Here is a 26,391-nt window from a genome sequence, read left to right as displayed (position 1 = left end):
ATGGTCAGAGCGCCAAAACCAGATTCGCAATGGCAGCGATCAATATCGAAGTGAAAGTCAGCCCCATCCCGATCTGTCGCAGGATGATGATTTGCGGGGTTCTGCCAAACCCGTAAGCGTGCAACAGACGTCCAGCCAGCAACGTCAGGCCCAGCAGATGCACAAGCCAGCCACCCGCGCCCTGCAACTCAACCATCGCAATCAGCAAAAGGCCGATAGGCGCGTATTCGGCGCAATTGGAATGCGTCCTTATCGCCTTGATCATCATTTTGCTGCCGCCATCCCCGACCGAGATTTTGTCACTGCGACGCTGCAGAATCACTTTGACGCTGAGCGTCACATAAAGAACTGCGATCAGGGCCGCATAGATCGGAGTGATTGAAAGCAAGGTGTGTCTCCTTTCCGTCATAGAAAAAGGCCGCCCGGTTCCCCGCGCGGCCCTTGTAACCTTAGAATGCTAAACCGGTTATTCCAGTTCGACCAGCAGGTCCTTAGCGTCAATCTGGCCGCCGGGCTGGACGTGAACGGCCTTGACCGTGGCATCACGCTCGGCATGAATGCCGGTTTCCATCTTCATCGCTTCGATGGTCAGCAACATGTCGCCTTCCTTGACCTGTTGACCGGCAGTCACGGCGACGGTGGCCACAACACCAGGCATCGGGGCTCCGACATGGTTGGGGTTGCCGACTTCGGCTTTGGGCCGGGCTTGTGTGCTTGATGCAACCATCCGGTTCGGAACCCGGATCACGCGCGGTTGGCCGTTTAGTTCAAAGAACACGCGGACCTCGCCGTTTTCATCGGTTTCGCCAATCGCCTGACAGCGGATTTCCAGCGTTTTGCCCGGGTCAATCTCGGCCGTGATTTCCTCGCCCGGCTCCATGCCGTAGAAGAAGGTGCGTGTTGGCAGAGTACGGACCGGGCCATAGATCCGGTGGCGACCCATGTAGTCCAGGAACACCTTGGGATACATCAGGTAGCCGTTCAGATCTTCGTCATCGACGTCTTTGCCTTCCAATTGCTTGGACAGTTCGGCACGCGTGGCTTCCAGATCGACCGCAGGCACGTCCTTGCCGGGGCGCTGGGTGTTGGGGGCTTCGTCCTTCAGAACCTTCTTGATGATCGTGTCAGGGAATCCGCCCGGAGGCTGACCCAGATTGCCACGCATCATGTCCACGACCGAGTCGGGGAAGGCCACGTCAGTCGACGGGCTTTCCACATCGTCGCGCGTCAGGCCCTGGCTGACCATCATCAGCGCCATGTCGCCGACAACCTTAGAAGACGGTGTCACTTTCACGATGTCACCGAACATCTGGTTCACGTCGGCATACATCTGGGCGACCTCGTGCCAACGCTCTTCCAAACCCAAGCTGCGCGCCTGCGCCTTGAGGTTGGTGAACTGACCGCCGGGCATCTCGTGCAGATACACTTCGGACGCCGGGGCCTGCAGGCTGGATTCAAACGCCGCATACTGTCCGCGAACCGCTTCGAAATAATCGCTGATCTCACGAATCGCCTTGATGTCCAAGCCGGTGTCACGGTCGGTGTGGCGCAGGGCCTCAACAACAGTGCCCAGGGTTGCCTGCGAGGTGTTGCCCGAGAAGCTGTCCATCGCGCAGTCCACGGCATCTACACCCGCCTCGGACGCGGCCAGAATGGTCGCGCTGGCGATACCCGCCGTGTCGTGCGTGTGGAAGTGGATCGGCAGACCGACCTCTTCTTTCAGCGCGCGGATCAGGATTTTGGCCGAGGCCGGTTTCAACAGACCCGCCATATCTTTTAGGCCAAGGATATGCGCGCCTGCGTCGCGCAACTCTTTCGCCATTCCGACATAGTACTTCAGGTCATATTTGGCGCGGTCCGGGTCCAGAATATCACCGGTATAACAGACGGTGCCCTCGCAGATCTTGCCGTTTTCGACGACCGCATCCATCGCCACGCGCATGTTTTCAACCCAGTTCAGAGAGTCAAATACACGGAACACGTCGATGTTCTGCGACGCCTGGCGCACGAACTCCTGCACCACGTTGTCGGGGTAGTTGGTGTAGCCGACCCCATTTGCGCCACGCAGCAGCATCTGGGTCATCAGGTTCGGCATCGCCTCGCGCAGGTCGCGCAGTCGCTGCCACGGGCATTCCTGCAAGAAGCGATAGGCGACATCGAAGGTCGCTCCGCCCCAGCATTCGACCGAGAAAAGCTGCGGCAGGTTCGCCGCATAGGTCGGAGCCACTTTGATCATATCGATTGAGCGCATCCGGGTTGCCAGCAAAGACTGGTGCCCGTCGCGCATGGTGGTGTCCGTGATCAGCAGTTGACGCTGCGCCTTCATCCAGTCGGCAACGGCCTGCGGGCCTTTCTGTTCCAGCAGGTTGCGGGTGCCCATTTGTGGCTCGGCCTTCTGTGCGGGGGGCTTGGCCTCTTTCAGGTCTGCGCGCGGCTCGGGGCGATCCTTGGTCTCGGGGTGCCCGTTCACCGTAATGTCCGCGATATAGGTCAGAACCTTGGTGCCCCGGTCGCGGCGGCGTTTGAACGCAAACAGGTCCGGCGTCGTGTCGATGAATTTGGTGGTGTATTCATTCGACAGGAAAGTCGGGTGTTTCAGCAGGTTGATGACAAAGTCGATATTTGTGCTGACACCGCGAATACGGAATTCGCGCAGGGCGCGGTCCATCCGGTGAATCGCCTTGTCCGGTGTTGGGGCCCAGGCCGTCACTTTGGTCAGCAGTGAATCGTAGTACCGAGTGATCACACCACCCGCATATGCCGTACCACCATCCAAACGGATGCCCATGCCAGTGGCCGAGCGATAGGCGGTGATCCGGCCGTAGTCGGGGATAAAGTTGTTCTGCGGATCCTCGGTCGTAATCCGGGTCTGCAGCGCGTGCCCGTTCAGATGTACGTCCGCTTGGCTGGCAGCACCGGTGGCTTCAGCCAGAGTCTTGCCTTCGGCAATCAGGATCTGTGCCTGTACGATGTCGATACCGGTGACTTCCTCGGTGACAGTGTGTTCCACCTGCACGCGCGGGTTCACTTCGATGAAGTAGAACTTGCCGGTTTCCATATCCATCAGGAACTCGACCGTGCCCGCGCATTCATAATTCACATGGGCGCAGATTTTGCGGCCCAACTCGCAGATTTCAGCACGCTGTTCTTCGGAGAGGTATGGGGCAGGGGCGCGTTCAACTACTTTCTGGTTCCGACGCTGGACCGAGCAGTCGCGTTCATAGAGGTGATAGATCTCACCATGTTTGTCGCCCAGGATCTGAACCTCGACATGGCGGGCGCGGGTGATCATCTTTTCCAGATAGCCCTCACCATTGCCAAAGGCGGCCTCGGCTTCGCGACGACCTTCCAGCACCTTTTCTTCCAGCTCGCCTTCCGACTGAATCGGGCGCATACCCCGACCGCCGCCGCCCCAGCTGGCCTTCAGCATCAGCGGATAGCCGATCTCGGCGGCTTCCTTGCGGATGGCGTCCATGTCATCGCCCAGAACCTCGGTTGCTGGAATGACAGGAACATCTGCCGCAATAGCGACACGCCGTGCGCTGGCTTTGTCACCCAAGGCGCGCATGGTTTCCGCTTTGGGGCCAATGAAGGTGATACCGTTCTGAACACAGGCATCCACGAAGTCGGGGTTTTCTGACAGCAGGCCGTAACCTGGGTGGATCGCGTCAGCGCCGCATTGCTTGGCCACGCGGATGATCTCGTCGATCGACAAATAGGCTGCGACCGGACCCATGCCCTCGCCGATCTGATAAGCCTCATCCGCCTTGAAGCGGTGCAAGCCCAGCTTATCTTCCGCTGCATAGACGGCGACGGTGCGTTTGCCCATCTCGTTCGCTGCGCGCATAACGCGGATGGCAATCTCGCCGCGGTTGGCGATCAGGATCTTGTTGAAGTCTGTCATAGTAGGTCCCGGTCTTTTGTGTTTGGGCGTCTTATTGGGCAAACAATACGCGCAGGTATATCCGTTCTTCTGGGTAGAACCGGCATGTTACCGCTCGCAAACGCCCTTTGGCCGCTGCAGCCTTATAGTCATGCCGCGCTGCAGCATCAAATGTTTAGCGTTATCTCTCGATTTGAGACAAATTTGCCAATCCCATTTGCCCCATATTCGCGTGCAGATCCTGTTGTAGAATGTCGATTACATGGGCAGGGCCCCGTGCGCCAAGTGCTGCTAACCCATACAAAAAAGCGCGCCCCAGCATGACAAAGTCCGCCCCAAGGGATAGCGCGCGCAGAACGTCCAGCCCGCCTTCGATGCCACTGTCAAAGATCAGGGGAAGATGGGTGGCGGTTCTGATGGCTGGAAGAACCTCTATGCTGGCGGGGGCTGCATCAAACTGACGACCGCCGTGATTCGAGACCCAAAGTGCGTCCACCCCAACCTGTTCCAGACTGTGTGTATCTTCGGGCCGAAGGATGCCCTTTATCACCAAAGGCCCATCCCAGTGGTCGCGCAGCCACGAGACATAATCCAAATCCGGTGAGGTCCTGAGCAAGTATCCGATATGCGCCGTCGGCGGCAGATTGCCCGGATTTTCAATGTATTTATCCAGACTGCGCATGCGCGGCGCGCCGCTGCGCAGCATTCCCATCGCCCAGGCAGGCCGCATCGCGATCTGTGCAAGCAAGCGTGGTGTCAGCTTTGGTGGCTGCCTTAAGCCTGAGCGGGTTTGCCTTTCTCTGCGCGATGCGACGGGAACGTCTACTGTCAGGACAAGCGTACGAAAACCGGCGTCACGTACACGGTTCAGCATATCCTTGCGAATGTCTGGATCCCTCGGTGGGTACAGTTGGAACCAAGCGTCTGGCCCGAGATGCGGGGCCAGATCCTCGGGGCTCTGACTTGCGACGGTCGACAGGGTATAGGGAATCTTCGCCTGCGCGGCGGCCTGCGCCAACAAACGCTCTGCATTCGGCCAGACCAACCCGGACATTCCAATGGGCGCGATACCGCAGGGCAAAGCACAAATACGGTTCAGAATCGTCTTTGTCGTATCAAACTCCAACTCTCCGTGCAGGATGGAAGGAGCAAGGCGAACGTCATCCAGCGCTTTGCGGTTGCGTAGCAGGGCCGTTTCCGAACCTGTTCCGCTTTCGACATATTCCCACACGAAATGCGGCAAACGGCGGCGCGCGCGGCGTTTCAGGTCCGGGATGCCCGGAAAGGTGCTGTGCAAGTCCATGCGGATTGATCCGACCCGCCGTGCGATTCGGCAAGGGGTTAGGCCGCATCTGAATTTTTCGGGTCACTGTCAGCTTCAGATCGTTTGGGTTGAATTTGCGACTCGCCAGCAACTTGAACCTGGTTGCGCCCCTGGTCCTTGGCGACGTAAAGCGCATCATCTGCAGCGCGCATAAGATCCTGCGGCATGGTTCCGTGTTTCCGGTAATGCGCGACCTCTTCCCGATCGCAATTCTGTTCCAACGCGGCACCAGTGTGTTGACTGCGGCTTATAGATTTCTGAAGCGTTTCGGTCATGTGGCGTCGATTGAACAGGCCGGTCGGCGGGTCGCGCACTGATTGGTCATGCAGTTGATCGCCCATGCGGACATTGGCAATCGCCATGCTGATTTGTTCGGTGCAAAACTGTGCCAATTTTCGGCTTTTTTGGAAGCAAGCTTCGCCCCCTTCGCAGGCCCCAGCACCCTTCGGGGTGAATATGCGCCTTATGTGTGCCGCCATTCCAACTGGCGCAGCCATCCAGTTCATCCCGCGAGTTGGAATACACATGAACACTGCCCTCGGCCTCGGGCAGAATGTGGGTCAGAAAGCGCTACACCATATCGAACAACTCATCCTGCGAAGGGCTGAACTGCAGCTGTTCGTTTAACTCGCCCAACAAACGTCCCCCGCGTTCCAGGCGGAGTTTGTCATCCACTAACTGGAGTTCACGCGCCGACACGTCATCAAGGCGGGCCAGAGCGAAAGGCTAATGGCGACCTGGACAAGCTCGACGCTAAGATTGAAAGCAAGCAGACTCCACCGACGCTGCCTTCCAAGATGTTTGCCTGATGCCCAAAGCCAGGTTTTAAGTTAAGCTAACCCAAGCTGCATTCCTTAAAGAGCTTTGCACGCACGCGGAAACAAACTTTACCCCATTAAGCCCATCGTGGACCGTTGGATAGACAACGGACGCGTCAGGTGAAATCCCATTTCGGAAAGCTCGGATCGCCTCGGCTGCCTCGCCATAGATATTGGCAAAACCTTCAAGATACCCCTCGGGATGGCCCGGTGGGACTCTGCTCAACCGATTGGCAGCTTCACCAGCCCCGGCGCCATTTCGGGTGATCAGACGCTTTGGTTCGTTGTAGGGTGTGAACCAAAGGTAGTTGGGATCTTCCTGAGACCACTCTAGCCCACCTTTTTCGCCGTAGACCCGTAAGCGAAGCGCGTTTTCATTGCCAGGAGCCACCTGAGAAGACCAAAGCATACCGCGCGCTCCGCCTTCGAAGCGCAGCAAGACGTGCGCGTTGTCATCGACTTTGCGCCCCGGCACAAAAGCCTGCAAGTCTGCCGCCAGGCTTTCGGCTGTCAGCCCGGTTACAAAGCAGGCAAGGTTGTATGCATGGGTTCCGATGTCACCGGTTGATCCACCCGCGCCCGAGCGTTCGGGGTCGGTTCGCCATTCCGCCTGTTTGAAATCCTGCTGCTCGGTCAGCCAATCCTGCGGGTATTCAACCTGAACCACGCGGATCTTGCCAATATCGCCGTTGGCAACCATTTCGCGCGCCTGCCGAACCATCGGATAGCCCGTGTAATTGTGGGTCAAAATGAATAGGGCGTTCGCGTTTTCCGCTGCTTTGACCAGCTTCTTTGCATCGGCAAGGGTCGAGGTGAGTGGCTTGTCACAAATGACATGTATACCGCGTTTCAGGAACTCACGCGCGGCGGCATAGTGGACGTGATTTGGCGTGACGATTGAGACCGCCTCGATCCCAGATTTCAGCCGGGCTTCCCTGATTGCCATTTGTTTATAGTCTTCATAGACCCGTTCGAGCCCCAATGCCTGACCACTTTCAAGAGATTTCTCTGGCGTCGAGGACAAGGCACCGGCAACCAGTTCGAACTTGTCGTCCAGTCGCGCGGCTATGCGATGAACACCGCCTATGAAGGCGTCGTTTCCACCGCCAACCATGCCAAGGCGAATGCGTCCTGAGGTTTCTTCACTGCGTCCTGTGACCATCACTCAATCCCCAGCATTTTACGATTGGCGGCTTCGTCTGCACCCCCGTCGGCGAAGTCATCAAAGGCTTTCTCGGTTACACGGATGATGTGATCTGACACGAACTGAGCGCCTTCACGCGCTCCATCCTCGGGGTGTTTGAGACAGCATTCCCATTCGACCACAGCCCACCCATCAAAGTCATTCGCAGCCATTTTTGAGAAGACGGCACCGAAATCTACTTGGCCATCACCAAGCGACCGGAACCGCCCAGCCCGATCAATCCAGCTTTGATAGCCGGAATAAACACCCTGCCTCCCGGTCGGGTTGAACTCGGCATCTTTGACATGGAACATCCGGATCCGATCTTTGTAGATGTCAATATTGTCCAAATAGTCGAGGCATTGCAGCACGTAATGCGACGGGTCGTATAACATGCAGGCCCTTGGGTGATTGCTTGTCCGTTCCAGAAACATCTCGTATGTCACACCATCGTGGAGGTCTTCTCCGGGGTGGATTTCGTAGCAGACATCGACACCGCATTCATCGGCGTGATCAAGGATGGGTACCCAACGGCGCGCGAGCTCATCAAACGCTGTTTCGATCAAGCCCGCAGGGCGCTGCGGCCAAGGATAGACGTAGGGCCATGCTAGCGCGCCTGAGAATGTCGCATGTGCCGAAATGCCCAAATTTTTCGAAGCGGATAGCGCCTTTTTGACCTGGTCCACTGCCCATTCTTGACGGGCCTTTGGGTTTCCTCTGACGCTTTCGGCCGCGAAGCCATCAAACGCACTGTCATAGGCAGGGTGAACGGCCACAAGCTGGCCCTGAAGGTGCGTCGACAGTTCAGTGACTTCGACACCATTTTCTCTGGCTTTGCCTTTGAAATCATCGCAATAATCAGTACTGGTCGCGGCCTGCTCGAGGTCGAATAACCGGCCATCCCAACTGGGGACTTGAACACCCTTGTATCCGCAATCAGCCGCCCATTTGGTGATCGTGTCCCACGAATTGAACGGCGCTTCGTCCCCCGCAAATTGCGCAAGAAACAAAGCTGGACCTTTGATCGTTTTCATAAAACTTCCTCCCCAAAACCTAAGCCTCTATGGCGGTAAATTTTCCTTCAGATAGATGTCGATACGGATACGTTCCTGGGCTTTGTTGAATGGCACTTTATCCGAAGTTGCCCGCAAAAGACGGACGGCAGAACGAACAATGTGCCCAGTGTCTTGCGAGATTAAAGCATCAAATGTACCAAGCCTAAGCGCCTCACGACTGAGCGGCGTAAGCTCATGAGCTATGATCACCAGATCCTTGCTGAGTTTGTTCTCTGAAAGAAATTGAATCAGGCCTGCGTTGCCCGCTGCTGACGAGTATATTCCGACCAGATCCGGATAGGTTTCAAAGATTTCGGGCATCATCTTGTAAATCAGATCCGGGTCATCGCGGCCCTCGACAGATGCGACGACTTGGAGGTGTGGAAATTCCTCAGCTACAACTAGGTCAAAGCCTTGGCGACGTTCGAGGTGGTCACGCGCCAAACGGGATCCTGTAAGAACCAAGACCTTGCCTTCGCGATGGACAAACCTCCCCATCAATTGAGCGGCGGTTCGTCCTGCCGAAACGTTGTCAATTCCTACAAAATGGTCTCGCTCAGAGCTGGGCAAGTCAGACACCAACGCAACCACAGGAACGCCTTTGTCCCTGAGCCTTTTTACCGCATCACGAACAGAAGGCGTTTCGGGCCCAAAAACAGCAACCCCATCAACTTCTGAACTGTCGACAGCATTCAAAATATTGACAATATCTTGCGGCTCAAACGGAGCGACTTTCCTTATCGCAATACGAGTCCGCTCGATAAATTGGTCGCGGGATTGTTCTGCGATCTGACTGCTGATTGCCTCCACAAACTCGTTGTCCGTGTCCGGCAGAACAAAGAGGAAGTTGTAAACTCGGTTTCGTGCAAGGTTTGCCGCAGCGGTGTCACGCACATACCCCAGCTCATCAATTGCCTTTTGCACCTTCTGTACGGTTACGGCCCGCACGCCGGGGCGTCTGTTCAAGACCCGGTCAACAGTCGCCAGACTGACACCGGCGACGCGCGCGAGGTCGTTGACGGTTGGCTTTTTCACCAATTCTAGTTTTTGTTTTTGATCTTCCACGTGTTCTTCAGCCCTCAATCTCCCGCGCTAAGCCTTCAAACAACATAGCAACAGCCTCAGCGCCGGGATCGTTATGTCCAACTAGATTTTCTTCGGGAACATAAGCTGCACGCCCTGCCTTCGCACGACGAATATTCGCGGTGTTGTTCGCACCTTCGCGGGCAGCCTGGGCCGCATGTTTCAGACCAGATGGCAGTGCAGTAAGTGCCGGTGCTAGGGCGTCAATCATTGTCCTGTCACCGACCTTGGCGCCCCCAACCTGGCTGACGCGATTCAGTCCTTCAACCAGAGACTTCGATACCGAAGCCCCGCTCGCACAGGCATCTCCGGCTGCGTTGAAGAAAATTGCAAGTATCACGCCGGAAGAACCACCCATGGTTTGGCTTAACTCGTTACCCAACGCCGGAAACAGTTGTGTCAAATCGGCAAGCGGCATGCGGTCAAGACTTCCTTGCAATGCTCTTGCGGCAGTCGCCAATGTGCTTCCTGTATCGCCATCCCCGGATTTTGCGTCCAGCTCGTTCAGGCTCTTCTCTGCGTTAATAAGCAGCTCAGACAGCCGGGTGATCGTTTCCCTTGTGGTGGGATTGTGCGAAGGGATTGGATCGATCGGGGTCAGGCCATCAGGCAATGGTGCAACTTTGATCGGGTCGATGGAATTCACCCCGGGCCAAGCGGCCAGATCAACGGGTGCTTCAAGGGCTGACAAATCGTCCTGATCTATAGGCAGAATGGAAACCGAAAACCCGTGCATATCCAGCGATGTCATCATTGGTGCCGGACCAATTATATGATGGGCAATACCAGTCTCGAACAAGGCATGTGTGAGGACAGCCATTTCCAGCGGAGTTGTAGAACCCAGGTTGTTGACCAACGCCACACAATCCCCGGACCCAACCTTTTGCTTCAGCTTGTCCACTACCGTGGACATGGCCGAAACAGCATTTGAGAATTCGACTTGCTGTACACCGGGCTCGCCGTGGATGCCCAAGCCGAGTTCCGCTTTGCCGGGTGCGATCCGGTCTTCTTTTGGAGATCCGGGAACGGTACAGGTGTCCAAGCTCATTCCGATGCTGACAACCTTTGCTATGGTGTTTCTTGCTGCGGTGGTAACGGTATCTAGGTCAGCACCGCTTTCAGCAAGCGCTCCGGCTATTTTGTGAACGAACAACGTACCCGCGACACCACGTGGTTGCGGAAGGTCGGGCAGAGCGATGTCGTCATCGACAACGACCATTTCGACCTTGCGGCCCAATGCACGGGCGCGTTCAGCTGCCAATCCAAAGTTCAACCGATCACCAGTGTAATTCTTGACAATAAGCAAGCACCCGGCCTCACCCGTGACAGCAAGTATGCCAGCCAAAACCGCCTCGACCGAGGGGGAGGCGAAAACTTCGCCGCAGACCGCGGCTGTCAGCATACCGGCACCAACAAACCCTGCGTGGGCCGGTTCGTGACCAGACCCTCCACCGGATACCAGGGCGACCTTCGACTTGTCCCAGTCCGACCGGTAAACAACCTTGATATGCGGATAGCCGTCCAGCCGGGTTAGCTGCCCGCCGGAGGAAGCCAGAAGGCCGTCTATCGCCTCGGTTACCAGGGTTTCTTTTGTGTTGAGGAACTGGGCCATGCTTTTGCTCCTTAATTCACACGCGCGCCGGACGCGTCAAAATACAACGGGTTGTGGGGGCGGATTTTTATAATCTTTCCAGATGGGTAGTCCTGATGGACATCGATCAGGGTCACCACCGGGTGACCATTCAGATCCAGATGCAGCCGTGTTTGGTCTCCCAGATGCTCGGCGCGTATCACCCGCGCCTCGCTGCCTTCACCTTCAATGATGTTTTCCGGGCGCAGGCCTATCTGCGGACCTTTGTGATCGCCCCCAAACAAATCGGACGGTAGGATGTTGATCCGTGGCAGACCCAACCTGCTGGCTACGTAAACACTGCCGGGATTTTCATAGATGTCGCGAGGGGTGCCATACTGAACCAGCTTGCCGTTTTCCAAAACGCCGATATGTGTCGCCATTGTCATGGCTTCGACCTGATCATGCGTCACGTACAGTAAGGTCGACCCCAGATCGGCCTGAATCCTTTTAAGCTCGACCCGCAAATCCGCCCGAAGCTTGGCGTCCAAAGAGCTGAGCGGTTCATCCATCAGGAAAATCTGTGGGTCACGCACAAGCGCACGTCCGATTGAAACGCGCTGCATTTCACCGCCGGACAGTTCAGTGGCTTTGTTGTCCAGCTTGTGCGGAATTTGCAGGATCTCAGCGACTTCGTTAACCTTCCTCGTGATTTCATCCTCTGGTGTCTTCAGGATCGGCGACCGCAAAGGGAAAGACAGGTTCTCGCGCACCGTCATATGCGGGTACAGCGAGTATTGCTGGAAGACCATCGCCACATCGCGCTGGGCAGGTGTATCTATACCGACGTCACGCCCGGCAATGCGTACTGATCCAGAGTCCAGTTTCTCAAGCCCGGATATCAATCTCAGCGTCGTCGTTTTTCCCGCACCTGTCGGACCCAACAACACCACAAAGGCGCCGTTGGGGATCGTCATTGAGATATCATCCACCGCTTTAAGATTGCCGAATGATTTCGAGATATTCTCCAAAACGACTTCAGCCATTGCTTAGCACCTCGTCGTTCAGGGCGGACCTCAACGCGCGCCCGGTTGATTTTTCAAATAGGGTTACCGCGTGAGAGCGGAACTCCAATCCCACCGTCTCGCCGGGATTTACGACGTCGCGTGCATCAATCCGGGCTTTCAGCTCTCCGTTCGGGCTTTGCAGCGTCACGATCTGGGTTGTTCCCAAGTATTCTGCGGCCAAGACCTTGGCCCGGTATGCGCTCGCATCCGATAGAAAAACATGTTCGGGGCGAACGCCAAAAACCAAGTCACCTTCCGCCCCTTCCATCAGTTTGGGTACGGCTTCGTCATGGCCATTCAGTCGAACCAATTCCGAGCCAGGCTCGACCTTTCCCTGAAACGGCAGGAAGTTCATCGAAGGAGACCCGATAAAATCTGCAACGAACATTGTGGCTGGTTTGTCGTAGATTTCCTGAGGTGTGCCGAATTGCTCGATCACAGCGTTGTTCATCACTACGATCTTATCGCCCATTTGCATGGCTTCTAACTGATCGTGTGTGACGTAAACAGTGGTTGCGCCCATACGGTCATGAAGCGCGCGCAATTCTTCGGCCATATGCTCCCGAAACTCGGCATCCAAGGCGCCCAGCGGTTCGTCCATCATGAACGCTTTGGGTTCGCGAACGATCGCGCGGCCCAGCGCCACGCGCTGCCTGTCGCCACCTGACAGTCCACCTACGGCGCTATCGAGGATGTCGTTGATCCCCAGAATTCCCGCGACTTCCTCGACCTTGGCTTTGACAGCAGCACGCGGCATGCCCTGCGATATCAGGGGATAGCTGATATTTTTGCGCACGTTCATGTGGGGATACAGCGCAAACATCTGGAACACGAAGGCAATGTCTCGCTCTGATGGGGGGCGCTGGCTGATCTCTTCGCCGTCCAGGTAGATTTCACCCGACGTTGGCAGCTCCAACCCCGCGATCATTCGCAGCGTCGTCGTCTTTCCGCAGCCGGATGGCCCCAGCAACATGAAAAACTCACCGTCTTCAATCGTGAACGAGCTTTCGCGGACAGCCGTGAAATCGCCGAACATCTTCTTTACGTTTTTGACTACGATCTGGGCCATTTCTACTCCGGGAAATGGCTGACGATGATGAACATGACGGTTCCGATCAGCGTGACGATGAAAGAATATGTGAAGGCCCAAAGGACAAAGGGTTGCATCAGCATAAAGACACCCAGTGTAATAAGGATGGTTGCGACCATCTCCCATGGGCCGCGGCGGAGCCGCATCAATCCGGTAAGAAATTCGCTCATTTGCGCACGGCTCCGAATGTGATCCCGCGCAGCAAATGTTTGCGCATCAGGATGGTGAAAATCATGACAGGGATCAGGAAGATCGTGGCACCTGCCGCCACTGCAGGCCAGTCCAGGCCGCCAATACCGATAATGGTCGGGATGAACGGCGGTGCAGTTTGTGCGTTCGCGGATGTCAGCAGTACGGCAAACGCGTATTCATTCCAGGCGAAGATCAGGCAGAAGATCGCAGTTGATGCAATGCCTGTGGCGGCTTGCGGCAGGACCACTTTGTAGAACGCCTGAAACCGGGTGTACCCATCGATCAGCGCCGCTTCTTCGTATTCGCGTGGGATTTCGTCGATGAATCCCTTCAGCAGCCAGACCGCCAGCGAAATGTTCACTCCGGTATAGAGCAGGATCATTCCTAGATGCGTGTCGCTCAGCCCAAGGTTTCTGAACATTAGAAAGATTGGGATTGCAACAGCAACTGGGGGCATCATCCTCGTACTCAGGATGAAGAACAAAAGATCGTCCTTGAGTGGGACCTTGAACCTGCTGAATGCATAGGCGGCCAGAGTGCCTAGGAAGATACTCAAGAACGTCGAGCCAAATCCGATGATAACCGAATTCATAAAGCGCTCACCGAACTTCGATGGCCCGACGATCACCATGTCATATTGGCGCACGATCTCATCGGCCCAGTTCTGCGGGGGATTAGCTTCCAGAAACTCCTGCGTTTGTCGCGTGCGCGTGGTGAAGAGGTTGACGTAGCCTTCAAGCGTTGGGTCAAAGACTACTTTGGGCGGATAGCTAATCGCGTCGGCGGGCGATTTGAAACCGGTCAGCAAGATCCACACCAGCGGGATCATCGTGATCAGCGCATAGCCGATGACCAGAAAGCCTGCGATCCACTTGGACCGGTTCGAAGGTTCGGTGACGGAAAAACTGCTCATCTCTGTTTCACCTTGTTCAGGGCTTTGACGTAGATCGACGCAAGGCCGAACACGGTGACGAAAAGGATGATCGCATAGGCTGACGCATAGCCCGTACGCCATTTCTCAAAGGCTTCGCGTTTCAGGTTGATCGAAGTGAGTTCCGTAACAGACCCCGGCCCCCCGCCGGTTAGCTGAACCACCAGATCGAACATTTTGAAATTCTCGATCCCTCGAAACAGCACCGCGAGCATCAGGAACGGCAGCACCATCGGGATGGTAATCGTAAAGAACTGCCGCACTTTGCTGGCCCTGTCGATCTCCGCCGCCTCATAGATGTAATCGGGAATGCTACGCAGCCCGGCCAGACAGATTAGCATCACGAAGGGGGTCCACATCCAGGTGTCGACAATCACGATCGCCCAAGGGGCCAGATTGACGGATCCCAGCATTTCAAAGCTCGATGGGTCTTTGCCTGTAAACCAGGACACGATGTAGTTAAACAGCCCGATTTGAGGTTGATACAGGAACTTCCAGAAGTTCCCGACGACTGCAGGAGACAGCATCATCGGCAGCACGATGATCGTTGTCCAAAGATCGTTGCCCTTGAATTTCTTGTTGATCAACCAGGCCAGAGTAAACCCAATCAGGACCTGGAAAAAGATCGTCCAGAACAGGAAATGCGCCGTCGCCTGCATATTTAGCCAGGTGTCCGAATCTGTCAGAATACGCTCGTAATTCCTGAGCCCGACATCTTTGACTTCGCGCCCGATCCGGTTGGCCTTGTAGTTGGTAAAGCTCAGTTGGATGGTCCAGATCAACGGAAAGATGTTGATCGCCAGCAATAGGAATATCGTTGGGGAGATGAATATCCAGGCGATCGCGCGATCGGATAAACCTCGTATTTTTCGCGCAACTCGCTCGGGCGTTGCCTGCGCAACGCGATCTACGGTCCTGTCAGACATCTCTTTGCCAGTTCTTGTTGGTTTAGGACTCACGGGTGAAGGTGGAGCGGGATTGCACCCGCTCCTGCCTTTGTCCGGACTATAGCTTGCCTTCGTCTTCGAAGACTTCCGTCCAATCTTCGATCAGAAGATCAAGCGCTTCTTGGGCGGTACCTTGGTCTGCGACCACGTAGTCGTGGATGCGTTTCTGCATGGCCAGCAGGAGTTCCGCATAGGCAGGCTCTTGCCAGAAATCCTGAACTCCAGCCATTGCTTCAAGGAAGTCACCGGCAAACGGTTGGCTGTCCACGAAACCAGGATCTTCCAGCACAGAGTTATGCGCCGAGTAGCCGCCTAGTTCCCACCATTTAGCCTGCACTTCCGGCTGCGCGAACCACTTGATGTAATCAAGGGCGGCGTCCTGTTTGTCAGAGTAGCTGACAACAGAAATGCCTTGTCCGCCAAGCGTTGAACCTGCCTGGTTTTGTGGCGGGTTTACAAAGAAGTCGATCTTGTCACCGCCGGTATTGGGGTCGGCATAGAGACCTGGGAAGAACGCAAACCAGTTCATCGCCATGGCGACCTGACCGGACTTAAAGGCATCCAGGCTCTCACCCATGTAAGAGTTGGTATATCCCGGAGGTGTCGCCGTTTTGTAGAATTCCTTGTAAAATTCTAGAGCTTCAACAGCTTCCGGTGAGTTTACAGCTCCTTCCATGTCATATGAGCCCGGGGTGTTTTCGTATTTGAAACCCCATGGATACAGCGCTCCGGTCACACCCATGGTGATCCCTTCCGAGCCGCGCTCGGTAAAGATTGCTGCTCCGTAGACAGTCTTGCCGTCGATTTCACGACCCTGAAAGAACTGGGCGATCTGCAACAACTCTTTCTGAGACTGAGGTTCACGTAGGTCCTGACCAGTCGCTTCCTTGTATGCAGCTTGGATTTCGGGGTTTTCAAACCAGTCCTTGCGATAGAACCAGCCGTTTGCATCGCCCATCGCAGGCAGCGCGTAGTAGTTTGGTGTACCTTTGGGCCAGGTCGAGTAAGCGTAAACAGTGGCCGGTGCGAAATCGTCCATGCTGATGCCTTCAGCATTGAAGAAGTCGTTCAGCTGGACATAATGACCATTCTCAGCGCCGCCGCCGATCCATTGGCTGTCACCGATCAGTAGGTCGCAGAGCTTACCCCCAGAGTTCAGCTCGTTCAGCATACGGTCCGCAAAATTTGGCCACGGAACAAATTCGAAGTTCATCGTGTGGCCGGATTCTGCTTCGAATTCTTTTGATAGTTCGACAAGCGCGTTGGCCGGGTCCCATGCAGCCCAACATAGCGTCAGATCTTCAGCATTTGCCTTGGTAGAAAGAGTAGTAGCGGCAAGGACTATTGCGCTGGCCGAGGCCAGTTTTGTGTAAGTCATCCATTCCTCCCTTTTTGCGCCGTCAATCGAGGATGTGCGAATCGCGGCATACCTCCAAGGCTATTTGAGGTACGCACCTCAAGTCCAGAAATTTTTGAGGCTCGTACCTCAAACTGGCAGAGGGGATCGTTGGATTTTCTTCTTAATGTGTGATTTTAAAAGAAATAGTTTGCGCATCTTTAATGCGATTCTATTTTAGGCAGTGAGATGTAAATGGCCTAATCGACTAAAAGTGGCGCAACCCACAACCGCAATCGTCGTGCAGCCAACAGGGACAGCGAAGTCTCTGCTGAAGCACTTAAAGATTATTTGGTCGATACCTTCGAGAATTGGAGATAGTTTCAATCAGCGCGTACCACACGGGGGTCGTGTATAACTCGTTTGGTCAGGTGCAGACATATGAACGCTCTCTCTATCGTCAGATTGAACCGCTACCCCATTAAAGGCTTGAGTGCCGAACCCATACAAACCGTGACGCTGCGAGCAGGGGAGGGGATTCCGGGTGATCGCCTGTTCGGATTTGCGCGCTACAACTCCGGTTTCGACGTGCAGAACCCGCAGCCGCTCCCGAAAGATCGATTTGTCGTTTTGCTGAATGAGGCTGCATTGGCAGGTATTCAGACGAATTTTGATATTGAGACCCAAGTTCTTGCGATCAAAGCAAACGGCAAAACACGTAGCTTTAATATGTTAGCAGCAGAAGATCGGAGAAATGCGTCAAATTTCCTTTCTTCGGTGATCGGCTTAAAAGATCCCGAACCGCCAAATTTCGTTTCGTCTGCTCCTCATCGGTTTACAGATGTGTCTGTCGTATCACCTAAAATGATGAACGCGATATCCGTTTTGAACCTGGCGTCTGTGGGCAAGTTGGGTGAAAAACTGAACGCGGAAATCCACCCGGCGCGCTTTCGGGCGAATTTAGAGATAGATGGTTTAACTTCGTTTTCCGAGTTGGATGCCGTTGGTTCAGTTTTCAGATTTGGCGACGTCGAGTTGAAGATACTCTCACGCACCAAAAGATGTGCGGCCACTGAAGTGAACCCGGATACGGCCGAGCGGGACCTGAAGATACCCTATCTAATTCGGAAGTTGATGGGTCATACGGACATGGGTGTCTATGTTGAGGTTGTTAAAGGCGGAACTCTGAGAGTCGGCCAAACTGGTGAAATGTTAAGTTGAATGTTACTCATCCTGCCAAAGTGGCAGTCATAGGCGGTTCGTCCCGCCTTCTCTAAAGTGATTTGTGTCTAGTCGTTCGTTTGCTCGCCCAGTCTGGCGAAAGTAACTCGTTCGAAAAACGATGCTCCAGATGAAGCATTTGATTGACCAAACCTGGATAACTTACCAACAAGTTGGTTGCGGATTTCTCTGACCTCTTCCTGGGCTTAGGTGGAAAGACGGACCGATATGCGCTGATTACGCGATAGAATGCCTTTGTTTCATCTATGACAACTTCGTTGCGACCGAGGCTGCTCAGTTGATACAAAATCAATAGCTTAGCTGTCATTGAATGGCAAAACAATGTGTCGCCGGACACGTTCAAGAGCCACCCGTGGGTCGTACAACTGGCTTTCGACTTGGCGCCCCATTTAGACGACACGATGGCGTAAATCGGATTCCAGCATACGATCGACGACCGGACCAGGGATGGCATAGAGTCCCCAACCGGCCAGCGCTGTAAGCGCAAGCAGCATTGTCGTTATTATGAACGTCTTTAGCCTTGTGCTGATGCCTGCCGTCCCAGCCCCGTCCATGTCCACACTCTCCCACATTGGTAAGGGCAGGATGTGCGGAGGGGTTTGACAGAGCGTTAATTCAGCCCGGAACATACCAAAGCAAATGTTTAAGATTTATTGGAACAGAGGCAAAAAGCTTGTGAACAAGCCGTGAACAAACTCTTTCCCTTCGGGCTTATCCGGCGTAGTTTGGGCCCATGAGCAGTTTTGACGAAATGGACGCCTTCGAGGGCGCATCGCTGTCGGCGCGGGCTATGGCCGTGCGCCCGTCACCCTATCTGGATGAACTGAACCCGGCGCAACGGGACGCGGTCGAACATCTGGATGGCCCGGTTCTGATGTTGGCTGGGGCAGGGACGGGCAAAACCAAGGCTCTGACGGCCCGTATCGCGCATTTGCTCAACACGGCGCGCGCCCGTCCGAATGAGATTCTCTCTGTGACATTCACAAACAAGGCCGCGCGCGAGATGAAAGAGCGGGTCGGTCGCCTGCTGGGCCAGCCTGCCGAAGGGATGCCGTGGCTGGGTACGTTCCACTCGATCTGCGTCAAGCTGCTGCGCCGTCATGCGGAATTGGTCGATCTGAAATCGAATTTCACGATCCTGGACAGCGATGATCAAAAGCGACTGCTGAAACAGCTTACTCAGGCGGCGAACATCGATGATAAGCGTTGGCCTGCGCGCTTGCTGGCCAGTATCATCGACGATTGGAAAAACCGTGCGTTGACACCGGACAAGGTGCCTTCTGCCGATGCTGGGGCGTACAACAACAAGGGTATTGAGCTTTATGCACAGTACCAGACGCGCCTGCGCGAATTGAATGCGGTGGATTTTGGCGATCTGCTGCTGCACATGGTCACGATCTTCCAAACCCATCCGGACGTTTTGGAGCAATACCAGCGCTGGTTCCGCTACATTCTGGTGGACGAGTATCAGGACACCAACATTGCCCAATACCTTTGGCTGCGTCTGCTGGCCGGAGGACACAAGAATATATGTTGTGTGGGGGACGACGATCAGTCGATTTACGGCTGGCGCGGGGCCGAAGTGGGCAACATCCTGCGCTTTGAAAAAGATTTCCCGGGCGCTTATGTGGTGCGGTTGGAGCAGAACTACCGCTCGACCCCACATATTCTGGCGGCAGCATCGAACGTCATTCGAGGGAACGAAAACCGGCTGGGCAAAGAGCTCTGGACCGATGCCGAGGAAGGCCACAAGGTCAACCTGATCGGCCATTGGGATGGCGAGGAAGAGGCCCGCTGGATCGGCGAGGAAATCGACGCGATGCAAGGCGGTACACGCGGTATCCGTCCGGTGAATCTGGATGAAATCGCCATCCTTGTCCGCGCCTCGCACCAGATGCGCGCGTTCGAAGACCGCTTCCTGACAATCGGTCTGCCTTACAAAGTGATCGGCGGCCCGCGATTCTATGAGCGGATGGAGATTCGCGATGCCATGGCGTATTTCCGGCTGGTGATCAGCCCCGAAGACGATCTGGCCTTTGAGCGTATTGTAAACACGCCAAAACGCGGCCTTGGTGACAAGGCGCAGCAGACCATTCAGATGACCGCACGTGAAAACGGCGTTTCTCTGGTCGATGGGGCACGGATTGCCGTCGACAATGGGCTGATCAAGGGGAAGGGTGGCAAAGCCCTGCGCGAGTTGATTGATGGGCTGGCGCGGTGGAACGCCATGACGCGCGGCCCAAGGATCGAGGTCGACGACGACTCAGTGATCGATGACGGATCGCCCCTGCGGTTTGGCGCACCCGAACACTCGCATATCGAACTGGCCCAGATCGTCCTAGACGAATCCGGCTATACGGCCCATTGGCAGAACGACAAGACCCCCGAAGCGCCGGGGCGTTTGGAAAACCTTAAGGAACTGGTCAATCAACTGGACAACTTCGAGAACTTGCAAGGGTTTTTGGAGCATGTCAGCCTTGTCATGGACAACGAACAAGACGGCGACGGGGCAAAGGTGTCGATCATGACCCTACACGCTGCCAAGGGGCTCGAATTTCCGGTTGTCTTCCTGCCGGGGTGGGAGGATGGGTTGTTTCCCTCGCAGCGTTCCATGGACGAAACCGGCCTCAAAGGTCTCGAGGAAGAACGGCGTCTGGCCTATGTCGGCATCACCCGCGCGGAAGAGGTTTGTACGATTTCATTCGCCGCCAATCGGCGGGTTTTTGGGCAGTGGCAGAACTCCATGCCTTCGCGTTTCATCGACGAATTGCCGGAAGACCATGTCGAGGTTCTGACTCCTCCCGGCCTCTATGGCGGCGGGCACCAGACAGCGGGAATCGAAACGCGCGCAGCCGAAGCCAATGTTTATAACTCACCGGGCTGGAAGCGGATGCAGGCGCGGCAGGGGCAATATGGCATGTCACAACCCCGCGAAAGTCGGAACACGGTGATCGACGCCACCGCTTTGGCCAGCTTCACGCTGGGTGAGCGCGTGTTTCACCAGAAATTCGGCTATGGCGCGGTCATTGGTATCGAGGGCGACAAGGTCGAGGTTGATTTCGACAAGGCAGGCACGAAGAAGGTTGTGTCGCGTTTTTTGACCAACAAGGACGACGTTCCGTTTTGAGGCGTCAGATCCCTTCGACAAGAACCAAATTAGTCGAGGCGGTGGCTTGCCGGATCCTCGCCAATTCGATGTAATCAGGGTCGTCTTTCCAGGCTTTCGCTGTGGCTAGGTCTGGAAACACCATCAGCACAATTCCACCTTCCGGCCAATCGCCTTCGATTCGTTCGATCGGTTTCGATGAGACCGTGAGCAAACGGCCTTTGTGGCGGTCGAAGATCGGCATGAACCCTGCCAGATAATCTTGATACCCGTCCGGGTCGTGTATGTCGATTTGCGCGATGAAATAGGCAGCCATGGCGTTCTCCGGATCAGAAATCAGGATGCCATCCTACACAGGTGCCCGAAAAACAAAAAACGGCGGTTCCCAGGGAGGAGGAAGGGGAACCGCCGTCTTGTCAACATCAGAGCAGGGAGGAGGAGAGCCCTGATGTATACGAACCCGGGTTTGAGCCCGGTATGGGTAAGACGCGGCGACGTCAGGGAGGAGGACGACGTCGCCGCGCGCTTTCAACATCAAGGCAGGGAGGAGGAGAGCCTCGATGTATCAGGTTCCGGCATCTTGAGGCCGGTATAGGGTGCGGCAACGTCAGGGAGGAGGAGAGACGTTGCCGCTGATTACAGACCCTAAAGGGAGGAGGAAGGGCCTGATCTCGGTATCTTTGGTGCGCTCAGCGCGCGGTGTGGTCTTCTGCCGCCTGCATGGCGACCCGGCGGATCATCGAACGGTGCAGGCCCAGATCAGCCAGCTCGCGGTTCGACAGGCCGGACAGTTCGTTCACAGTCTGGCGGTACATGCGATAGCGTGCAAAGCGGGTCTTGGCGTTTTCAACTAGCGTGTTCAGTCCGAACGCCGGTGCGCTCTTGGGTGCGGTTTGTGTGCTTGCAACTGCCATTTTCATCATCCGTCTTTCTTGCGTTACCGATATCAGTCGGTCCGTGCTTGAGACTGAAGATAGGCAAATGCTGCGATTGCACAATGGGTCACGTCATCAATGCTGCTATGCAGCAAATGCATAGATTGGTTCGCTTTTTTCCCGGCAACGATATGCGCCTTTAAAATATAGGTTTTACCCAAGGGCAACTTGATCGACCCGAAAATCGCATCGATGTGAACTGCCTTGGAATTGAGCGCATTCGACGAGAATTTGTGCGACTTGAAACGCAGAGGACGGATTCCGGATGTGCGCAGTATGTCAAAGAATGACTGTTTGGAGGGGCCAGAGTCGTCTTGCCGATTCTAACCGCTCGGGTTGGCGGCAGCGCGAAGTAGGTCGTTTAAAGTGCCAAGTGACGACCTATGGGAATTCGTGGGCGATGCTGGTGTGGGCAGGGGAATGCCGGAATCTTTGGTGTCTTTTTCTGGTAGATTCTTGCGTTTGGCTGCTTCACACGCGTCAAAAAATCCAGCCTGAACGAACAGATTCAATTTTTTTCGGGAAAACGCGGGAAATTTTTCCCCAGAGATTTGTTCTATATATAGGCGGTGCCTGATTTAGTTGCACTATTTGTGGTGCATTGGCGCCAAAACCCTTGTATTTTAGTATATACATCGCGTGCCCCGGGTGCCACGGAGGGAAAAATTCCTGTTGATTTCCATGAATTCCCATGGCATCCCTTATACATCCGATGAGGACGAGGCAGCAGGGGCACCAAACGACCCCGAACCAAAAATACTAATCAGGTTTCATACAGGCATCTCGCTTTCATCAACCAAGAGATCCGGCGCGCGGGCGAGCAGACATCCCCCCAGGTGGCGCGTGCAGCTGGACATCCCGCAAAGCGGGTCAATGCGGCGGGTTGATCAGTGGCAGCAGATCAACCCGCCGTTTTTCTTCCGGGGGGAACGTGAATTTGAGGTGGGGCGCAAGCGAAAGGGACAGTCGTCTTGGCGCGCAGGTTTAGAGGTGAAAGCCACCATAAGGTGGACACGAAGGGCAGGGTCTCGATCCCGGCCTCGTTTCGCCGTGTGCTTGAAGCGTCCGATCCCAACTGGCAGCCCGGTGACAATCCTGAGCTTGTGATTGTCTATGGCGACCACCGCCGCAAATACCTTGAGTGCTATACCATGCAGGCGATTGACGAGGTCGACGCCAAGATTGACGCGTTGCCGCGTGGCTCGATGGAACGCAAGATGCTGCAACGCATGTTCCACGGTCAGTCTTTCCCGACCAATGTCGATGAGACCGGTCGTCTGGTCTTGCCCGCCAAGCTGCGCAACAAGATCGACCTTGAAAATGAGGCCTTCTTTATCGCCGCTGGTGACACTTTCCAGATCTGGAAGCCCGAGACTTACGAGGTCGAGGAGCTGGCCAAGGCCGAAGAGTGGATGGACGATCTGCCCGACGATTTCGACCCGATGGTCTATCTCGATGGCGTCGGGGACGCGTGACGGCATGTCCGGCGCTGTCTCTCCCTCCGACAAACCCCATATCCCTGTTCTGCTGCGCCCTCTGTTGGCCGCAGTGGCTCCGGTATCCGGTGTTTGGTTGGACGGCACCTTTGGGGCGGGCGGATATACGCGCGGGTTGCTAGATGCAGGGGCTGACAAGGTGATTGGCGTCGACCGTGATCCGCTTGCCTTTGAAATGACCGCTGATTGGGCAGGAGAGTACGGCGACCGGTTGGTGATGCAGCCCGGTGTGTTCTCACGGATGGACGAATACGCTCAGGATCTGGACGGCGTTGTTCTGGATCTTGGAGTGTCTTCGATGCAGCTGGATCAGGCTGAGCGCGGTTTTTCTTTCATGAAAGACGGCCCCTTGGACATGCGCATGAGCCAGGAAGGCGAAAGCGCTGCTGATTTGGTCAACACGTCGACCGAGGCGCAACTGGCTGACATCCTGTTCCATTTCGGCGAGGAACGCGCAAGCCGCCGGATCGCCAAGGCCATTGTGAAAGCGCGAAGCGAAGAACCAATCACTACGACCCTGCGTCTGGCTGAGATTATTGAATCCTGCCTGCCGCGCCCCAAGCCCGGACAATCGCACCCGGCGACCCGCAGCTTTCAAGGGCTGCGGATCGCGGTCAATGCCGAGTATGAAGAGCTGTTTCAGGGGTTGATGGCGGCGGAAAGGGCGTTGAAACCTGGCGGGCAACTGGCTGTCGTGACTTTCCATTCCATCGAGGATCGAATGGTCAAGCGGTTCTTCCAGTCCCGCGCGGGCAAGACAGGGCGTGCAAACCGTTACGCGCCTGAAATCGAACAGGATCAGCCGCAATTCACGCTTAAGACCCGCAAGGCCGTTGGGCCAGATGAGCAGGAATTGCAGGAAAACCCGCGTGCGCGCTCGGCCAAACTGCGCGTGGCAATCCGAACCGAGGCACCGGCAGGGGAAATTGAGGCCCGTGCCATAGGGATGCCGCAACTGGGGGGAAGGGCAAAATGAAGAGTATTTTGTATGTGTTGACCGCTCTGTCCGTTTTTGGGTTGGCGCTGTGGGCCTATCAGGAAAACTACCGCACCCAGCAGGTGGTGAAGGAAACGCAGAAACTCCAGCGCGAGATTGGCATGGCACAGGTTCGGCTGGCTGTTCTGAACGCGGAATGGGCTTACCTGAATCGTCCTGACCGACTGCGCGAATTGGCAGATTTGAATTTTGAGCGTCTGGGCCTGTTGCCGCTGCGGGCAGAACAGTTTGGGCGTGCCGATCAGATTGCCTATGCCGAAGACCCCGATCTGCCCATCGTTGATCCGATTGAGTTGCAGGCCATCACCGACATTCAGGCGTTGGGCGAGGTGCAGATTCCATGACACGCACGCCGCTTCGCCCTCTGGCCCGAATTCTTGATGCCCGCGCCCGAGGTGAAAACCCAAAGGCGATTGAACGGGAAAACATCCGTAAACGCCACGAGGATATGAAAGACCGCGCCCGCGCCCGTGCGGAAGGGCGTCTGTTGGTGTTGGGGCTGTTCTTCTTTTGCGCCTTCTCGGTTGTTGGCGTCCGGATGGGTATGCTGGCCACATCCGAAGCGCAGGAGCCAGTGGCAAGCGCGCCGGGTGCGGCTATTGCCATGCAGCGTGCCAATATCGTTGACCGCGAAGGGCGCATCCTGGCGACCAATCTGGACACTTATTCGGTCTACGCGCAGCCGCCCCTAATGATCGACCCGATCGCTGCCGCAGATCAGTTGGTGGCAATCTTTCCGGATCTGGACAAAGAGCGTCTGGTCAAGGACTTCACAGGCAAGCGTAAGTTCTTGTGGATCAAGAAACGCATCTCACCCGAACAGAAACAGGCCGTACACGACATCGGGGATCCAGGCATTCTGTTTGGACCACGCGAAATGCGCCTTTATCCCAACGGCAAGCTTGCCGCACATATTCTAGGTGGGTCCGGCTTTGGTCGGGAAGGTGTCAGCGCTGCGGAAGTGATCGGTGTTGCAGGTGTCGAGAAACAGTTCGACGACTATCTGCGCGACCCGGCCAACGGCAACAAGCCGCTGCAATTGTCGCTGGACCTGACCATTCAGGCGGCTGTGGAACAGGTGCTCTATGGCGGCATGAAGATCATGAATGCCAAGGGAGCCTCGGCGGTCTTGATGAACGTGCACACAGGTGAGGTTGTATCAGCCGCGTCTCTGCCGTCGTTTGATCCAAATGACCGTCCGCGCCCGCCGACCTCGGGGTTTGATCCATCGGACAGCCCGCTCTTCAACCGCTATGTGCAAGGCGTGTACGAACTGGGCTCGGTCTTCAAGATTTTTACTGCAGCGCAGGCCGTCCAACTGGGGCTAGTGAATTCAAATACGATCATTGACACGTCAGGTCCGATGAAGATCGGTCGCTTTCCCATCGGAGAGTTCAACGGCAAGAATTACGGCAAGATCAGCGTTGCGGACGTGATCGTACACAGCTCGAACCGGGGTACGGGCCGGTTGGCGTTGCAGATCGGTGCGCAGCGGCAGCAGGATTTCCTGAACACGTTGGGCATGTTCGATCCAACGCCGTTTGAAATTGTTGAAGCCAAAGGTGGCGTACCGCTCAAGCCCAAGAAATGGGGTGAACTGAGCACTGTGACCATTTCCTACGGTCATGGTCTGTCAACAAGCCCGATGCATCTGGCGGCCGGGTACGCGGCCATTGCAAATGGCGGGCATTATGTCAGCCCGACTATTCTAAGAAAAAATGGTCCGCAATACGGCCCTCGGGTCATGTCGGACAGCACGGCGCGTCAGGCTCAGAATATGCTGCGCAAAGTGGTGACAGATGGCACCGCCAGCTTTGCTGAGGTGAAAGGCTATGACGTGGCGGGCAAAACCGGCACGGCGGACAAGCCAAAGCCGCGTGGCGGGTATTACGATGACAAGGTCATTGCGACCTTCGCGACGATCTTTCCGGCCTATGATCCGAAATACGTTCTGATCGTCACATTGGACGAACCTTCGATTGTGGCATATGGCGAAAAGCGCCGCACTGCGGGCTGGACGGCTGTGCCGGTCGCCGCCGAACTCATTGGTCGCGTCGCACCCTTGCTGGGCCTGCGCCCCCGGCTTGAGCCTGAGGCGGGCGCTGCTATAACGCTGACCTCAAACTAGGCTGTCCG

Annotated in this window: 22 protein-coding genes and 1 pseudogene; 6 read left to right on the top strand and 17 right to left on the bottom strand. The window is 55.7% G+C overall.

The genetic code is table 11. The features are described 5' to 3' along the window. Nucleotides 1-4 precede the first annotated feature (4 nt). The 14 genes and pseudogenes from GOV90_RS12125 to GOV90_RS12060 form a co-directional block, all read right to left on the bottom strand. A complete protein-coding gene (locus GOV90_RS12125) occupies nucleotides 5-388 on the bottom strand; it encodes an MAPEG family protein (RefSeq protein WP_171185016.1) in 384 nt (127 codons plus the stop codon). Between the two features lie 78 nt (nucleotides 389-466). Next, nucleotides 467-3,904, bottom strand: a complete 3,438-nt coding sequence (locus GOV90_RS12120) for a pyruvate carboxylase (protein ID WP_171092371.1) — start codon at nucleotides 3,902-3,904, stop codon at nucleotides 467-469. Between the two features lie 160 nt (nucleotides 3,905-4,064). Beyond that, a complete protein-coding gene (locus GOV90_RS12115) occupies nucleotides 4,065-5,186 on the bottom strand; it encodes an alpha-hydroxy acid oxidase (protein ID WP_171092369.1) in 1,122 nt (373 codons plus the stop codon). Nucleotides 5,187-5,224: 38 nt separating this feature from the next. Next, nucleotides 5,225-5,930, bottom strand: a pseudogene (locus GOV90_RS12110) (GGDEF domain-containing protein); the annotation flags it as partial. 102 nt (nucleotides 5,931-6,032) lie between these two features. Next, nucleotides 6,033-7,187, bottom strand: a complete 1,155-nt coding sequence (locus GOV90_RS12105) for a Gfo/Idh/MocA family protein (RefSeq protein WP_171092367.1) — start codon at nucleotides 7,185-7,187, stop codon at nucleotides 6,033-6,035. Then, the gene (locus GOV90_RS12100) at nucleotides 7,187-8,242 is read right to left on the bottom strand and encodes a sugar phosphate isomerase/epimerase (RefSeq protein ID WP_171092365.1); all 1,056 of its coding nucleotides are present in this window, start codon (nucleotides 8,240-8,242) and stop codon (nucleotides 7,187-7,189) included. Before GOV90_RS12100 ends, GOV90_RS12105 begins: the two co-directional genes overlap by 1 nt. 27 nt (nucleotides 8,243-8,269) lie before the next feature. Next, a complete protein-coding gene (locus tag GOV90_RS12095) occupies nucleotides 8,270-9,328 on the bottom strand; it encodes a LacI family DNA-binding transcriptional regulator (protein ID WP_171092364.1) in 1,059 nt (352 codons plus the stop codon). Between the two features lie 7 nt (nucleotides 9,329-9,335). After that, nucleotides 9,336-10,958 (bottom strand): dihydroxyacetone kinase subunit DhaK, encoded by a 1,623-nt coding sequence (locus GOV90_RS12090; protein WP_171092363.1) that lies wholly within the window; start codon nucleotides 10,956-10,958, stop codon nucleotides 9,336-9,338. A gap of 11 nt (nucleotides 10,959-10,969) precedes the next feature. Further along, entirely contained in the window at nucleotides 10,970-11,962 is a 993-nt protein-coding gene (locus GOV90_RS12085) for an ABC transporter ATP-binding protein (RefSeq protein ID WP_171092361.1), read from the bottom strand. Then, entirely contained in the window at nucleotides 11,955-13,052 is a 1,098-nt protein-coding gene (locus GOV90_RS12080) for an ABC transporter ATP-binding protein (protein WP_171092359.1), read from the bottom strand. The genes GOV90_RS12085 and GOV90_RS12080 overlap by 8 nt, the downstream gene beginning before the upstream one ends. Before the next feature lie 2 nt (nucleotides 13,053-13,054). Then, nucleotides 13,055-13,243 carry a hypothetical protein gene (locus tag GOV90_RS12075; RefSeq protein ID WP_171092357.1) on the bottom strand — a complete coding sequence of 63 codons (189 nt, stop codon included), beginning with the start codon at nucleotides 13,241-13,243 and terminating at the stop codon, nucleotides 13,055-13,057. Further along, entirely contained in the window at nucleotides 13,240-14,178 is a 939-nt protein-coding gene (locus GOV90_RS12070) for a carbohydrate ABC transporter permease (protein WP_171092356.1), read from the bottom strand. Before GOV90_RS12070 ends, GOV90_RS12075 begins: the two co-directional genes overlap by 4 nt. Then, nucleotides 14,175-15,122 (bottom strand): carbohydrate ABC transporter permease, encoded by a 948-nt coding sequence (locus GOV90_RS12065; RefSeq protein WP_171092354.1) that lies wholly within the window; start codon nucleotides 15,120-15,122, stop codon nucleotides 14,175-14,177. Before GOV90_RS12065 ends, GOV90_RS12070 begins: the two co-directional genes overlap by 4 nt. Nucleotides 15,123-15,201: 79 nt before the next feature. Then, nucleotides 15,202-16,521 (bottom strand): ABC transporter substrate-binding protein, encoded by a 1,320-nt coding sequence (locus tag GOV90_RS12060; protein WP_171092353.1) that lies wholly within the window; start codon nucleotides 16,519-16,521, stop codon nucleotides 15,202-15,204. A 399-nt stretch (nucleotides 16,522-16,920) separates the two neighbouring features. Between GOV90_RS12060 and GOV90_RS12055 the strand changes: the two genes are divergently transcribed. Beyond that, entirely contained in the window at nucleotides 16,921-17,700 is a 780-nt protein-coding gene (locus tag GOV90_RS12055; RefSeq protein WP_171092351.1) for an MOSC domain-containing protein, read from the top strand. A 410-nt stretch (nucleotides 17,701-18,110) separates the two neighbouring features. On the opposite strand, the gene GOV90_RS12050 is transcribed toward GOV90_RS12055, so the two are convergent. After that, on the bottom strand, nucleotides 18,111-18,275 hold the full coding sequence (locus GOV90_RS12050) for a hypothetical protein (RefSeq protein WP_171092349.1): 165 nt from the start codon (nucleotides 18,273-18,275) through the stop codon (nucleotides 18,111-18,113). Between the two features lie 179 nt (nucleotides 18,276-18,454). Here GOV90_RS12050 and GOV90_RS12045 point away from each other — a divergent pair, with 179 nt between their 5' ends. Continuing rightward, entirely contained in the window at nucleotides 18,455-20,848 is a 2,394-nt protein-coding gene (locus GOV90_RS12045; protein WP_171092347.1) for an ATP-dependent helicase, read from the top strand. Between the two features lie 4 nt (nucleotides 20,849-20,852). On the opposite strand, the gene GOV90_RS12040 is transcribed toward GOV90_RS12045, so the two are convergent. Together GOV90_RS12040 and GOV90_RS12035 are read right to left on the bottom strand one after the other, a co-directional pair. Next, complete coding sequence (locus tag GOV90_RS12040) at nucleotides 20,853-21,143, bottom strand: DUF1330 domain-containing protein (RefSeq protein WP_171092345.1); 291 nt, start codon at nucleotides 21,141-21,143, stop codon at nucleotides 20,853-20,855. Between the two features lie 373 nt (nucleotides 21,144-21,516). Then, entirely contained in the window at nucleotides 21,517-21,741 is a 225-nt protein-coding gene (locus GOV90_RS12035) for a DUF1127 domain-containing protein (protein ID WP_171092343.1), read from the bottom strand. A 992-nt stretch (nucleotides 21,742-22,733) separates the two neighbouring features. Here GOV90_RS12035 and mraZ point away from each other — a divergent pair. The 4 genes from mraZ to GOV90_RS12015 are packed head-to-tail and all read left to right on the top strand — an operon-like array spanning nucleotide 22,734 to nucleotide 26,383. Continuing rightward, a complete protein-coding gene (gene mraZ, locus GOV90_RS12030; protein WP_171092341.1) occupies nucleotides 22,734-23,237 on the top strand; it encodes a division/cell wall cluster transcriptional repressor MraZ in 504 nt (167 codons plus the stop codon). A 4-nt stretch (nucleotides 23,238-23,241) separates the two neighbouring features. Then, a complete protein-coding gene (gene rsmH / locus GOV90_RS12025; protein WP_171092645.1) occupies nucleotides 23,242-24,234 on the top strand; it encodes a 16S rRNA (cytosine(1402)-N(4))-methyltransferase RsmH in 993 nt (330 codons plus the stop codon). After that, a complete protein-coding gene (locus tag GOV90_RS12020) occupies nucleotides 24,231-24,599 on the top strand; it encodes a cell division protein FtsL (protein WP_171092339.1) in 369 nt (122 codons plus the stop codon). The genes rsmH and GOV90_RS12020 overlap by 4 nt, the downstream gene beginning before the upstream one ends. Further along, complete coding sequence (locus tag GOV90_RS12015; RefSeq protein ID WP_171092337.1) at nucleotides 24,596-26,383, top strand: penicillin-binding protein 2; 1,788 nt, start codon at nucleotides 24,596-24,598, stop codon at nucleotides 26,381-26,383. The genes GOV90_RS12020 and GOV90_RS12015 overlap by 4 nt, the downstream gene beginning before the upstream one ends. Nucleotides 26,384-26,391 lie beyond the last annotated feature (8 nt).

Origin of the sequence: Ruegeria sp. HKCCA5929 (genome assembly GCF_013034525.1) — a bacterium.
In the GTDB taxonomy this organism is placed as follows: Bacteria; Pseudomonadota; Alphaproteobacteria; order Rhodobacterales; family Rhodobacteraceae; genus Ruegeria.
The sequence above is the reverse complement of the archived record's forward strand: the minus strand, read 5'-3'. Positions and strand labels throughout refer to the sequence as shown.

Coding starts and splice junctions, on each gene's coding strand:
- GOV90_RS12120 (WP_171092371.1), bottom strand. CDS start 3,904: ATGACAGACTTCAACAAGATCCTGATCGCCAACCGCGGCGAGATTGCC.
- GOV90_RS12115 (WP_171092369.1), bottom strand. CDS start 5,186: ATGGACTTGCACAGCACCTTTCCGGGCATCCCGGACCTGAAACGCCGC.
- GOV90_RS12105 (WP_171092367.1), bottom strand. CDS start 7,187: ATGGTCACAGGACGCAGTGAAGAAACCTCAGGACGCATTCGCCTTGGC.
- GOV90_RS12100 (WP_171092365.1), bottom strand. CDS start 8,242: ATGAAAACGATCAAAGGTCCAGCTTTGTTTCTTGCGCAATTTGCGGGG.
- GOV90_RS12090 (WP_171092363.1), bottom strand. CDS start 10,958: ATGGCCCAGTTCCTCAACACAAAAGAAACCCTGGTAACCGAGGCGATA.
- GOV90_RS12085 (WP_171092361.1), bottom strand. CDS start 11,962: ATGGCTGAAGTCGTTTTGGAGAATATCTCGAAATCATTCGGCAATCTT.
- GOV90_RS12080 (WP_171092359.1), bottom strand. CDS start 13,052: ATGGCCCAGATCGTAGTCAAAAACGTAAAGAAGATGTTCGGCGATTTC.
- GOV90_RS12075 (WP_171092357.1), bottom strand. CDS start 13,243: ATGAGCGAATTTCTTACCGGATTGATGCGGCTCCGCCGCGGCCCATGG.
- GOV90_RS12070 (WP_171092356.1), bottom strand. CDS start 14,178: ATGAGCAGTTTTTCCGTCACCGAACCTTCGAACCGGTCCAAGTGGATC.
- GOV90_RS12065 (WP_171092354.1), bottom strand. CDS start 15,122: ATGTCTGACAGGACCGTAGATCGCGTTGCGCAGGCAACGCCCGAGCGA.
- GOV90_RS12060 (WP_171092353.1), bottom strand. CDS start 16,521: ATGACTTACACAAAACTGGCCTCGGCCAGCGCAATAGTCCTTGCCGCT.
- GOV90_RS12055 (WP_171092351.1), top strand. CDS start 16,921: ATGAACGCTCTCTCTATCGTCAGATTGAACCGCTACCCCATTAAAGGC.
- GOV90_RS12050 (WP_171092349.1), bottom strand. CDS start 18,275: ATGGACGGGGCTGGGACGGCAGGCATCAGCACAAGGCTAAAGACGTTC.
- GOV90_RS12045 (WP_171092347.1), top strand. CDS start 18,455: ATGAGCAGTTTTGACGAAATGGACGCCTTCGAGGGCGCATCGCTGTCG.
- GOV90_RS12040 (WP_171092345.1), bottom strand. CDS start 21,143: ATGGCTGCCTATTTCATCGCGCAAATCGACATACACGACCCGGACGGG.
- GOV90_RS12035 (WP_171092343.1), bottom strand. CDS start 21,741: ATGGCAGTTGCAAGCACACAAACCGCACCCAAGAGCGCACCGGCGTTC.
- rsmH (WP_171092645.1), top strand. CDS start 23,242: ATGTCCGGCGCTGTCTCTCCCTCCGACAAACCCCATATCCCTGTTCTG.
- GOV90_RS12020 (WP_171092339.1), top strand. CDS start 24,231: ATGAAGAGTATTTTGTATGTGTTGACCGCTCTGTCCGTTTTTGGGTTG.
- GOV90_RS12015 (WP_171092337.1), top strand. CDS start 24,596: ATGACACGCACGCCGCTTCGCCCTCTGGCCCGAATTCTTGATGCCCGC.